This is a genomic window from Pseudomonas sp. UBA6699, assembly GCF_002454615.1.
Classification (GTDB): domain Bacteria; phylum Pseudomonadota; class Gammaproteobacteria; order Pseudomonadales; family Pseudomonadaceae; genus Aquipseudomonas; species Aquipseudomonas juntendi.
This window is the reverse complement of record NZ_DKJF01000017.1, coordinates 38,073-50,711: the sequence shown is the minus strand read 5'-3', so window position 1 is coordinate 50,711 and position 12,639 is coordinate 38,073. Positions and strand designations below refer to the sequence as shown.

8 protein-coding genes are annotated in these 12,639 nt (G+C 60.5%); all 8 read left to right on the top strand.

Going from position 1 to position 12,639, the window contains the following annotated elements; genetic code table 11:
- Positions 1 to 152 precede the first annotated feature (152 nt).
- The 8 genes from B3361_RS02770 to B3361_RS02735 all read left to right on the top strand — a co-directional run bounded on the left by B3361_RS02770 (position 153) and on the right by B3361_RS02735 (position 12,338).
- On the top strand, positions 153 to 596 hold the full coding sequence (locus tag B3361_RS02770; protein WP_232897050.1) for a hypothetical protein: 444 nt from the start codon (positions 153 to 155) through the stop codon (positions 594 to 596).
- A complete protein-coding gene (locus B3361_RS02765) occupies positions 596 to 1,057 on the top strand; it encodes a hypothetical protein (RefSeq protein WP_198748508.1) in 462 nt (153 codons plus the stop codon). The genes B3361_RS02770 and B3361_RS02765 overlap by 1 nt, the downstream gene beginning before the upstream one ends.
- A 2-nt stretch (positions 1,058 to 1,059) precedes the next feature.
- Positions 1,060 to 3,168: a hypothetical protein gene (locus B3361_RS02760; protein WP_198748509.1), complete on the top strand. Its 2,109-nt coding sequence runs from the start codon at positions 1,060 to 1,062 to the stop codon at positions 3,166 to 3,168.
- Positions 3,169 to 3,359: 191 nt separating this feature from the next.
- Positions 3,360 to 4,919 carry a hypothetical protein gene (locus B3361_RS02755; RefSeq protein WP_286762292.1) on the top strand — a complete coding sequence of 520 codons (1,560 nt, stop codon included), beginning with the start codon at positions 3,360 to 3,362 and terminating at the stop codon, positions 4,917 to 4,919.
- The gene (locus tag B3361_RS02750; protein ID WP_198748510.1) at positions 4,919 to 7,486 is read left to right on the top strand and encodes a hypothetical protein; all 2,568 of its coding nucleotides are present in this window, start codon (positions 4,919 to 4,921) and stop codon (positions 7,484 to 7,486) included. The genes B3361_RS02755 and B3361_RS02750 overlap by 1 nt, the downstream gene beginning before the upstream one ends.
- Positions 7,487 to 7,591: 105 nt before the next feature.
- Positions 7,592 to 7,732 carry a hypothetical protein gene (locus tag B3361_RS02745; protein ID WP_198748511.1) on the top strand — a complete coding sequence of 47 codons (141 nt, stop codon included), beginning with the start codon at positions 7,592 to 7,594 and terminating at the stop codon, positions 7,730 to 7,732.
- Between the two features lie 207 nt (positions 7,733 to 7,939).
- A complete protein-coding gene (locus tag B3361_RS02740) occupies positions 7,940 to 10,570 on the top strand; it encodes a hypothetical protein (RefSeq protein ID WP_286920068.1) in 2,631 nt (876 codons plus the stop codon).
- On the top strand, positions 10,542 to 12,338 hold the full coding sequence (locus tag B3361_RS02735) for a hypothetical protein (protein WP_280073750.1): 1,797 nt from the start codon (positions 10,542 to 10,544) through the stop codon (positions 12,336 to 12,338). The genes B3361_RS02740 and B3361_RS02735 overlap by 29 nt, the downstream gene beginning before the upstream one ends.
- Positions 12,339 to 12,639 lie beyond the last annotated feature (301 nt).

The window sequence follows — 12,639 nt, the reverse complement described above, 5'->3', positions numbered from 1 at the left end:
CTACGGCGAGCCGATCGAGCTTTTGACCGGCCGGGCCGAAATGGACATCCAGTGCCAATGGGATTCCAACGGACGGTTGTTCATTCGCCAGTCCGACCCGCTCCCGCTCACCATTCTTGGGGTCATGCCGAATGTCCAGGCCGGTGGCTGAAATGTTGCCGGTGAATGACCGGCTGATCGAAATGACGGTGGCAAACGCTCGCATGCAGGATCGCCTGGAGTTCGAATGCCTACGCGGCCTGACCGTGGAGCAAGAGCTGCGCGACTCGGTGGGAAAGAGTGCGAACCCGCGTGCCTATGTCGTGAACGGCCGAGTTGTGGCCATGTTCGGCGACATCAAGCACGACGAGCGCATTGGTGTTCCATGGTTGATCAGCACCACCGAGATCGCCAAGCACCGCCGGGCCTTCCTGATCGAGTGTGACCGAGAGGTCGCCGCGATGCGCCAGCGCCACCAGGTGCTGATCAATTACACCGATGCCCGCTACGTCAAAGCCCTCCGCTGGTTGCGCTGGCTCGGTTTCCAGATGCATGAGGCCGTGCCCTATGGGGTCAACGGCGAGTTGTTCCACCCAATGACTTTGAGGGGGCTCTAATGGGCGCAGCAGCAGGTGCTGGCGCAGCAGCGGGCGGTGGCCTGCTCAGCGCGTATTCCCAGATCCAGCAGGGCAAGGATGCGGTAAAGGCCGCCAACCGCCAGCAGCGTTACCTGAACGACCAAGCGCGTGACGTCATCAACCAGGGCGACTTCGCCGCCGACATGGCGAACGAGCAGGGTAGGCAGACGGCCGCAAGCCAGCGGACGGCCTTTGCCGCCAACGGTGTGGTTGTTGGGCAGGGTTCAGCTGGCCGCGTGGAGCAAGGCACCATCGACCTTGCCCGCCAGGACGCTGACCAGCTACGTCGCAATGCCTTCAACCAGGCCATGGGTTTGGTTGACCAGGGCAACGAAGGGGTAAGGCAAGCCAAGGCCGATTTCCTTACTCGACGCCTGAATGCCTTCGGCTCACTTCTCACCGGCGGCGGCCAGGCTGCCAACATGTACAGCAGGGGTTGACCATGGCTGCAAGAATTCCGCAATACCAGCGCCGGGTGGGCCCCGAGGTCACAGGCGCTCCGCGTGTGGCCCAGGCATCTGTCGATGCTTCTGGATTGGCACGGGGCCTGTCCAGCTTGGCTGGCGATCTGGCCGACATTCACCAGCGCGAGGTGCAGGAGGCGAACCAGACCGCCTTGCTCAACGCTGACAACCAGATGGGCGCTTGGCAAAACAATGCTCTGTTCAACCCCGAGAACGGCGCATTTACCAGGAAAGGGTCGGCAGCCCTCAACATCAGCCAGACCGTTCTGGGTGACTTCGACAAGCAGCAGCAGGCCATTTACGACAAATTGGCCAATGAGCAGCAGCGCCAAATGTTCCGCCAGTCGACCCTGCAGCGCCGCTCGAACCTTGAGGCGAAGCTTGGAAGCTACGAGTTTGGCGAGCAGCAGCGGTACAAGGATGACGTAGACAAGTCATCCATTCAGCTGGCCATGGACAGCGCGGCGCTGAACTACAGCGACCCCGAGGCAGTGGCGCAGAACCGGGCAAAGATGGATGCAGTCCTGCAACTGCGCGGGGCTCGCAACGGCTGGTCACCAGAGGAAATGCAGGCTCAGCGCCAGCGAATGAACAGCAGCCTGTCGCAAGCGGTGATCCAGCGGACGCTGGTCGACTCTCCGCAGAAGGCCCGCGGCCTGTACGAGCAGTTCAAGGATGGCATGACTGCCGAGGATCAGATTCGGGCAACCAATAGTATCGACCAGGGTTTTCGGCGCCTTGAGGCCGAAGCCCGTCAGCGGCAAGTGGAGGCCCGGCAGTTGCAGGCCATTGCCCGGGTCGAGCTGCAATCCCGCGTGCAGGATGCCCAGGCGGCGTACCTGCAGGGCTTTGAATTCGAAAACCCACCGTCCCGTGCGGACTTCAACGCGGCCTATGGCGACAAGGGCGGCCAGGCCTACGATTCATTTGCCAAGGTTCAGGCCGTGGCCCCGGCAATCCGCGAGTTCGCCACGGCAACGCCGCAAGAACGCCAGCAGATCCTGGCCAAGTTCCAGCCCGCCCAAGGCGGAAGCGCGGGTGCTGGCTTTGCCGAAGATGACCAACTGTATCGACGCCTGGCCACCGTCGCGACCGGGCTGATGAAACAGCAGCAGGATGACCCGGCAGCTTATGTCGCGAGATACAGCCCTACCGTGCAGGAGTCGTTCAATGCTGCACAGCAGGCAGGCACGCCCGAGGCCTATCAGGCCTATGCCGATGCAACCATTGCAGAGCAGCGCCGCCTTGGCGTTCAGTCCCCGAAGTTGCTGCCAGCCGCTGCAGCCGACCAGATCGCCGCCGGCTTCAACAGCCAGGTGGCCGGCGGTGAAAATGCCGCCACGCTGATCGAGCAACAGCAGGCTCAGTGGGGCGCCAACTTCCCGCTCATTGCCCAGCAGTTGGGCAAGAAGCTGCCACCCGAGGCTCAGGTGATCGCTACCGGGCTCCCGAAGGATGTAGCCGAGCGCATGGCCTCAGTGGCCAACGTCACCGAAGCAGACCTGAAAAAGGGGCTGGACAAAGGTGTCGCGACGAATGTGGCAACCGCCGTGCAGAGCGCTATGAATCCGTTCGCCCAGTCTTTGCAGGGCCAGGCCGGCGGAATCAACACCTTCAACACCATGTACGAGGCGGCCAACAAGGCGGCTTTGTCCTACGTGCGCCAGGGCATGACGCCGGAAAAGGCGGCAGAGCGCGTGGTGAACGGCATGGTGAACGACAAGTACGACTTCTTTGACACCTATCGCGTGCCAAAGAGTCTGGACACTGCAGCCGTGAAGCGAGGCGCCGATCAGGCATTGGCAAACATCAGTGCTGATGACTTAGCCATGTTGCCTGGGCTGCGCGGGGTGCCCGCCGATGTGAACCTTGAGCAGCTGCGCGAGGCGGTCGTTGATGGCGGCCAGTGGGTGCCAAACAACGACGAGAGCGGCCTGAGCCTGACCCTTAACGGGTATCGCCTGCTGGGTAAGGATGGCAAGCCAATCACACGGACCTGGGATGAACTTACAGCCGAGGGCCTGAAGCGCCAGGAAAGCGATGCCTCACGCATCGGTCGAGTACGCGGCCTGGGGATCAACAATTGACTATCTATGCTGGCGATGCACCGGCGCTCGACCGCCGCACTCTGCTGGACGTCCCTGCTGATAGTGGCGATGTCTTCGGTGCCGCATTCGATGAAGCTTTCTCAACCAACCCCAGCACATCGGCTTTCCGCCTCGAAGAACTTAACCAGCAGGATCAGGGGCGCGCAGTCGTCATGGGCCCGGAATCCTATTTGGCCCCGAATGCTGGACGGCTTGAGCCTGAAACCCCGTTGATCGGCGCCGAGCAGGCGCGTGATCAAGTTGCAGGCGCTGGTCTCGATATCAAGATCCCTGATCAGGGGATTCGCCAAGGCGCACTGGACATCTTGATTCAGCGCCACCAGGAGCAGCTGGCGCGTCAGCAGATCATGGCCCGCGCGAATGGAGGCTCGCTGCCCACCAAGATCGCCGGCAGCCTGGCGGCTTCGTTGCTGGATCCGCTCAACATCGCTTCGGCCTTTGTGCCGGTGGTGGGCGAAGCGCGCTATGCCAGGCTACTGGCCGGCGCTACTTCGCCGCTTGGTCGTGCCGGCGTGCGTGGCGGCGTTGGTGCGCTGGAAGGCTCTGTGGGTGCAGCGATACTTGAGCCGCTGCCGCTGCTGGCCGCCCAGCAGGACCAGACCGAATATGGACTATCCGATTCGCTGGCCAACATCGCCTTGGGCGGCGTGCTGGGCGGAGGGCTGCACTCGTTTGGTGGCGCGGTAAGTGATGCGCTGCGCCGTCGGCTGGCCACAGAGGGGGTAACCGTTGAAACATCGCTGAATGCTGGCTCAGCAGCGCGCCCTGCAGAGACCGGCCGCGCTATCGACCTGGGCCGGATGTTCGATGAAGACCCTGACCTTGCCCTGCGCGCTGGACTTTCCCGGCAGTTGGAAGCCGACCAGGCATCGCTGTATCGATCAGCAGAGCAGCAGGCCCTGGACGAGATCAGGCCGTCTCTGACCGGCGAGCGGGTCGGCAACGTGGCTGACCTCAAGGCCGAACGCGTTGGCTTGGTCGCGCAGGACATGGCGCTGGACGCGAGCTACCGCGACCGTGCCAAGGCTTTTCAGGCGCAGCGCTTGAGCAGAAAGCAGGCTGAGCGCGCTGCCCGTGATGCCATCGCAACAGAGCGACAGCAGATTCGCACCCGCACCAGCGAGATCGACACGATGCTGGAGCGCAATCGGGCTGGCGAACTGGATCGCCGGGATTTGGGCTTGATCGAGCGCGGACAGGTGCCGGAGCGTCTGCAGCCCCAGATTCAGGCCAGAGCCAGGCAGATCATGCAGGGCTACCAGCAGCGCCCGCTGGGTGCGGCCATCCGCACCGCTCGGGAAACCGCCGAGGGCGCAGACTGGACTATCCGTGACAATGCCCTGCGCACCGCTGTGGCCCAGGCCATGACCGGTCGTGATATCGACGTTGCCAAACTGTTCGAGCTTGATGAACCGGCCAAGGCCGCCAGCGCGCTGGAGTACCTCAAGCGCCCTCAGACCAGGCGCGTCGACCCCGAGGGCCAGGCCGAAAGCAGGCGCTTGGACGGGCAGGGGCAAGCTGCCGACGATCTGGAAGATGCCCGGGCGGCACTGGCCGAAGACGAAGCCATGGCCCGCGAGATGCTTGAGCAGTTGCCCGAGGATCAGCGCGCCCAGGTTGAGGCCCTGGGCCGAGACGAAATGGCGGCAGCCGATGCCGAATCCGCGAAGGCCCAACAATACGCCAAGGCCTACCGAGCCGCGGCCATCTGTGAACTGGGGAGAGGTTGATGGCACTTCCATCGGGAATCAGCCCGTGCGCCGACGCGGTTCGCGCTGCCGCCGGCGACATGGAATCGAACGAGATTCAGGAAATCTTCCAGCTGCTGCGCGGGAGAGCTCAAGAGATCATGGCGCGCGAAGGCGCGTTGGGCAGCGAGCAGGCCTACCTCCGTGCTGCTGACGAGCTGGCAAGGCAGGCAGAACATGCCGCCATCATTGAGCGGCGAAACGCGCTGATCAACGTGCGAGCCCGTGCAAGGCTGGTGGCCTTCGTCCGCGATCAGTTCGCCGACCGTCCAGACCTTGGCGTCGAGTCGTTCCTGGTCGGTACCAACTTGGCGCGCCAGGGTTCCCGGCTGTCCGTGGCTGCCGAGCAAAAGGCCCTAGGGGATGCCTATATCGGCGGAATGCTGGCCGACTTGGACCGTGCCGACCTGACCGCCGTGCTTGTCCGGGGCGACTCCGACCAAGATATCGCCGACGCTCTATGGCGCATCGGCAAGGATCAGGACACCAAAGACCTGAACCCACAAGTGGTCGAGATCGCCCAGATCATCCAGAAGTACCAGGAAGGCGCCCGCATTGACGCCAACCGAGCCGGCGCCAGCATCGGCAAGCTTCCCGGCTACATCGCACGCCAGAGCCATGACAGCGAGAAGATGGGCGCCGCGGGTTTCGAGCGGTGGGCAGAAGAGATCCTGCCACGCCTGGACCCGGCAACGTTCCGCGAAGGCGGTGATCCCATGGTATTCCTCAAGGGGGTCTACGATGGCCTCGTGGCCGGCGACCATCTAAAGTCACCAACCGGCCAGCAGCCTAACGGCTTCCGTGGCCCGGCCAACCTGGCCAAGAAGCTGAGCCAGGAGCGCGTGCTGCACTTCAAGGATGGCGTGGCCTGGCACGAGTACAACCAGCTGTTTGGCACCGGAAACCTGCGGGAGGCTGTGCTGCGCGGCCTTGATCTGTCAGGGCAGAACACCGCACTGATGCGCCGTCTAGGAACCAACCCTGAGGCCAACCTGAACATGGCCATGGACGTAATCAAGGAAGATGTGCGCGCCGGTGGCGACCCAGCCGCCTTGGCCAACTTCAACACCGCCCGACGTGGCGTTATCGACAACCGCTTCAAGGAGATCAGCGGACAGACGCGCATCCCAGGCAACGCCACCCAGGCTCGCGTAGCGGCAAACGTCCGGGCTTGGCAGTCGCTGTCGAAGCTCGGGGGCGCGCTTCTTTCCAGCTTCACCGATCTGCCGGTTGCAGCCAGCGAAATGCGGTACCAGGGCCAGAGCTTCCTTGGCAGTCTGGCAGAGATGGGCGCGGGCTTGATGAAGGGCAGGGGAAGCGCTGAGCAGCGCCAGATCCTGTCGGCCTATGGCGTGTACGCCGACTCCATGCGTGGCGAGATCATGCGCCGCTTCTCTGCCGATGACTCTGTCGGCGGCAAGATGTCCCGCGGCATGAGCCAGTTCTTTCGGCTCAATGGCCTTTCGTGGTGGACCGACGCCAACAAGGCCAGCGCCGGCCTGATGATGGCGCACAACTTGGCGCAGAACAAAGGCAAGGCTTGGGGATCGCTGAATGGAGATTTCAAACGCGCCCTGGGCCTGTACGACCTAGACGCAGGCAAGTGGGATCTACTGCGCGAAATGGACACTCGCATGGCTGATGGCCGGGATTATATGACCCCTGATGGCATCCCAGGCATCAGCGATGAACGCATCGGCCAGTACCTGGCAGAGCGCAACCGCCCAGTATCGGCCGGCGCAATCCGAGAAACCCGGCAGGACTTGGAGCGCAGCCTGCGCGCCTACGTCAATGACCGGGTTACCTATGCCGTGCTGGAGCCGGACGCGCGAACCCGATCGATCATGAACCAGGGCACTCAACCCGGCACCGTTCCCGGCGACCTGCTGCGCTTCGTTACCCAGTTCAAGAGCTTCCCGGCGGCCTACATGCAGAAGACGCTGGGCCGCGAACTATATGGTAGGGGCTACACGCCGACTGCCCTGGGCAACAGCTTCCGTGGTGGCCGTGACCTGGTTCAGGCTTTACGCAACGGCAACGGAGAGCGCTTGGCCTTGGCCCAGTTGATCTTGTGGACAACGGCCTTCGGATACCTGTCCATGGCTTCCAAGGATGTGACCAAGGGACGCGAGCCGCGTCCAGCAGATGACCCAAAGACCTGGCTGGCGGCCATGGTGCAGGGCGGTGGCCTGGGCATCTTCGGCGACTACCTGTTCGGCGAGGCCAACCGGTTCGGTAATACCGCGCTGGAGTCAGCTGCGGGGCCAGCATTTGGCACTGCTGCCGATCTGATCAACCTGTGGGCGAGGGCGAAAGAAGGGGATGACACGGCCGCATCTGCGCTGCGCCTAGCCCAAAACAACACCCCTTTCATGAACCTGTTCTACACCCGAATCGCTCTCGATCACCTGTTCCTTTATTCGGTACAGGAGGCCATGAACCCAGGCTCTTTGCGCCGAACCGAAGAACGCATCCGGCAGCAGAACGGCCAAGAGTTCCTTGTCCGGCCATCTCAGAGCTACCAGGATCCGCTTGGAATTGCACGGTGATATCTCCGTTCCTGCATGGGCGATTGGATGAATGGCTATCACCTTGACATCAAAATTTAGGGTAAATTTTCGGTGCGCCACTCTCGGCGCCCATGGATGATCATCATGAAAAAGCTTATTGCTGTTATGTTGCTGGGTATGTTTGCCTCAATGGCGCAGGCGGGGAACTGTGATCACAGTTATGACACTGCTAAAGATGGTTCTCGCTGCGGTGGTCGCTCTGCCGATTCACGTCCTGGTGGCTAATCCGTTCTAATTCAAGAAACCCGCTCCGGCGGGTTTTTTCATGCCCAATGCAAAACCCCCGGACGCTCGCAACGTGCCGGGGGTTTTTGTTTCCACCCCATGTATAGCCCCATGAGGAAGACGTAGATGCAGTTTACCTAACCCAGCAGATCGACCCAAGAGAGCCCCGCCAAGTGCGGGGCTTTCGCATTTCTGGAGTACTCAAAATTGACCGTCTCGACTACCGAAAGCGTCGTTGAATACATTTCGGGCGGCCCAGCCTTCCCGATTCCCTATCGGTTCCTGCAGGACTCCGACATTCAGGCAGTGTTGGTCGACCAGGTCGGCAACGCTGAAACGCTGGTGCTTGGCACCCAGTACACGCTTTCGGGCGCTGGCACCCAGAACGGTGGCACGCTGACCTCGGCCTACGCCGCCAGCGTGCTGGCAACGCCAGGGGGATCACTGACGATCTCCCGGGTGATGATCCCGGTACAGCCAACGGATCTGCGCAACCAGGGGCGCTTTCTAGCCGAGACTCATGAGTTTGTTTTTGACCGGCTGACAATGTTGGTTCAGCAGGGCATCGCGCTCGCGTCGAGGGCGTTGCTTCGGCCATGGGGGAAAAACTACTACGACGCCCAGGGGCGGCAGATCAAAAACCTTGGTGCGCCGACCATTCCAGGCGACGCCACGAACAAGAAATACGTGGACGATCAGAACAACGCCCAGGACGTGCGTATTGATGCCCTGAGCGCCGGCCTGCCAGGCACGAACTACGCGTTCCCATGGTCCACCACCACCACGCAGAGCACGCAGACCCTTACGCCTGGCTTCACATTCGCCAGCGCCACGCTGTATCTGAACGGCATCGCGCAGCCATACGGCAAGGCCTTCGCGGTCGTGGCCAACCAGATCGTGCTGGCCGAAGCGATTCCGGCAGATACCGAGGTGTACGCAATCCTTGGGCAGAGCGTGGTTCCAACCCCGCCAACTGAGAACGCTTTTGACCTGTACGACTACGCGGCCTTGCGCGCTTACACCGGTCCATCTCAGGTAGTTCACATTACAAAGGCTGGCATTGAAGGATTCTTTTACCTAGATCCTCTGTCATCTTTGACCGATGACGGAGGGGTCACAATTGTAGATGTTGGCGGCAGGGTATGGCGGCGCCTCCTTGGTTCCTTTGTCGATCCCAAATGGTACGGCCTTGTTAGCGGCTCTACGTCTGACGGCGCGCCTGCGATTCAATCCGCAGTGAACGCGGCAAAATCACTTGGTATCCATGTGTCGACATCTGGAAGCTTTAGCCTTCTGACCACAGTCACGGCACGAAATGTTGGCCTTGATCTCGGAAACGCACAATTCACTTTGAGAACACCGGATCAAATAGGCTTTATCATTGGCGGAAGTTCGTCTCTTGGATGGGCTCCGCGCCAGGAAATAGGAACTTGCTTACGTCAGGATGGCACACGCGACACACCTTGCATTCGAGTAGCAGGGACAAAGGGAGGGTTTTTTGAGATAGGACGAACTACGCACCTTCAGGTGTACGCATCAACAACGCTGTCAACAGATGGGAGTATTGCCTATTCCCAATTCAAGGGCGGTCAGTGGGATAAGCTGTCACTTGATACCGACCCAGCAAACGCTGGTGGAGATACTAGCGGCGGCATTGGCAGTAGCGTCCAGTGGATCAACGAAAACATGTTCTATGTGAGCCGCTGCTTTGAGTTCTATATGGGCGGGTCTTATCGACACAATCACAACAGGTTCTACGGACTGACGCTGGAGAATTCCGCCACATTCAACATGCAGGCCGGTAACAAAAACAGGTTCTATAACCTCCGCTTTGAAGCTGGCCCCACAACGATCATCTTCGGGGTCGAGACGGCCAACAACAGGCTAATGAACAGCTGGGATCCGGGCAACGATGATACCCCTAGCTCTATCGTGTCTGGAAGTATCGTTGATCTTGGCGTTGCAAACGTGGTCTATGACGACTTCGGGGAATGCAGGAATACGGCTTGCGTGGCATCTGCCGATATTAGCGATCCCCTGGTGGGCAACAGGTCAGGGGAGCTTAGCTCAAGGCAGCCGCATCTACAGCGCGTCGGCGGGTCTGGCGGCAATCAGCCTATGTGTTATTCGGATATGCTGCCCATCGAAAATAACCTGTTCTTCTACTTCTTGTATGGCGGAGCCGACCCAGGAGACACTGTTTTATACCGGCCGCTTCTTGAGTTTTACGACAAAAATCTCGTTCCTATCAATGCGTCTGCCAGCTGGATTACTGGTAACGCCATTACAACCGTTTCCGGAAACCAGATAAGCACTAGTGCTGGCCAGCCATTTTCTTATGCAACTGTTCTGCAATCCGCACTGGACGGCGGGGCGGCGTACATGAGGGTTGCGATTCGAGTCTCAAGCTCACAAACAGCTAACGCACTGGCGAGGCGCTTAAAAATATTCGCTTCATATGCGCATGGCTCCCAGTATCAGTCAGCAGCCTATCAACAGCGAACTCTTAAGACGGTCGTAACTACTGCCCCTACTTCTGGCTATGTTCCAGTTGGTCACGAAGTCACACTAAATACCGGCGCGAGTTTTTATATATGCACGTTTGCATTCGAAACAACCCTTACCGCAGCGGCAGCGTCAGGCGCAACGGCCCTGACAATAGCGGCGGGCACTGGAGTTGCCATTGGTGATCGTGTGGGCGTGAACATGGATAACCGGGATACCCACTGGACGACCGTAAGCGCAATCAGTGGAACCTCCCTTACGCTAACAGCAAGCCTGACAGCAGCTTCCGCGTCTGGTTCGCGAGTTGTTTTCAATCGACAGGTTACAAAGTGAGGATGGTTTTATGGCATTGACAAAACTGACTCGCGGCTCGCACAAGACAGCGGACTTCGAGAAACCGATCTACAAGAAGCGCACGGACTTTTTCTTTGGCGCGACCTTGGCGGCCAATGACGAGGTTCTGCTGTGGTCTGCTGACCGTGGTGGCGACGGCAACTTCTACGCCTGGCGCGGCGGATTCCCCAAGGTGGTGGCGGCTAACATGTCGCCGGCTACCTCTGGCGGTCTTGGCCCTAATGCCTGGGTGAGCGTGGGCGATGCCAGCGTTGGCCGCTCGTACGCCACGCCAATGATGTTTGGGGCGCTGGGCGGGAACGCTGACGATAAGCTGGCGCTACAGCGCTGCATTGACTTCTGCCAGGCTACCGGCGCAGAGATGCGCCTTGACCGCAAGCACAAGACCAGCGGCACGCTGAACGTCACCAGCGCTATCTCGATCACCGGCACGCTTGGCGCGTCTGCCATCGACTGTACCTTTGCTGCTGGCGACGTGCTGCGCGTATCCGTCACCAGCGGCCAGTTCAACGGTGGCATGACGCTAAATGGCGTGGAGATCTTGAGCTCGGTAACCAAGACCTCTGGCTACCTGATCAACCTGGTGGGCTCGTACAACAACATCATCGATCAGATCATCCTGACCAATGGCTACAACGGCATCGGGATCACTGGCGCGCCGTCGCAGACAACGCACGTCAGTAACATGGTCAGCGCCAACCACTCGAACTTCCACATTGATGTGCAGAACGTTTCGGCTGACGTGGTATTTGACAGCTGCTACCTGCATGGCCAGGCGTCCAACAACCAGTCGACCGCGGGCGCCAACATCCGCCAGGCTGGCGACGTGACGTTGCGGGCAGTGAATACGGGCTGGTGCGGTACTGACGTGATCATCACGCCATCGAGCGGGCAACGCGTGCAGGCGCTCTACATTGAGAACTGCTTCCTTGACTCGGCCACGGGCTACGGCATCTACGCGCAGCCCACCGGTACCGGCCGCATCGACCTGATGAAGGTCACCGATGTGTGGTGCTGCACCCACAACCAGGGCGGGATCCTGCTTGGCGGCTCCACGGGCACCATCGCCCAGGCGGATATCGTCAACTGCACCGTGTCGAACAACCTGCTCAATGGGCTCTTCATCAACGTGGGCGCCAACAATGTGTCGGTGATCGGCGGGTCCTACTCTGCCAACGCCAGCAGCGGCGTGGCGGTCGCGGCCAACGTGAGCAAGTTCAAGATCATCGGCATCATCAGCGGGCCGTCCGGCGAGTTCGGCGCCAACGGGCAGTGGGGGATCGTTATCAACAACGGCGCCGGCCAGGATTTCATCGTCAACTCGAACAACCTTTCGGGGAACCCGCTTGGCGGCCTGTACGACGGCGCCACAGGACCATACCGGCAGACGGGCAACAACATCCCGGATTCGGGCGCCGTGAAGTCATACGCGAAGCCTGCAACAGACTGGGACTTTGACGGGGCATCGAAGGGCGCCAACCCGATTGCCGGTGGCGGCACGCTGATCTTGCCTGCTGGCGCCGGCCTGATCATGCTGGCAGATGACACGGACGGCACGGGCGGGGTGTTCTTCGCTACCGGCGGCAACGTGACCAAGATCGCGGGCGATGCCAACTTCGTTGCAGGCCCTGCCGGCGCAAGCCAGATCGGCCTCAGTTACTCGGCAGGCAACTACCGGGTGGGCAACGGATACCCTGGCGCCAAGAACATCTACATCACGACCGTGAAGGTGAAAGTCACCAGCTGAAGCTATTTGCCATGGGTTGGCGTGTCCACTCGGCACGCCTGTCCATTCCTGCAAATGCACAGTAATGAGAAACCCCGGCAGTGCCATTCCGGAGTGCCACCTTTTCCCTGCCCAAAAAATAGCCACTTAGGTGGCTATCCCGTCTTCCTTGCTTAATTTTTGCTACAGCAAAAACGAAGCATGCCTACAGGCCTTATGGAATAAGGGCTGACCCAATTAATCGACACGATCCATCATGGGGGCAACGCTGAAGCGGCGTGACGACTCAGGGCGCGTGGTTTGTGGCTTTGAGGCTGATTCT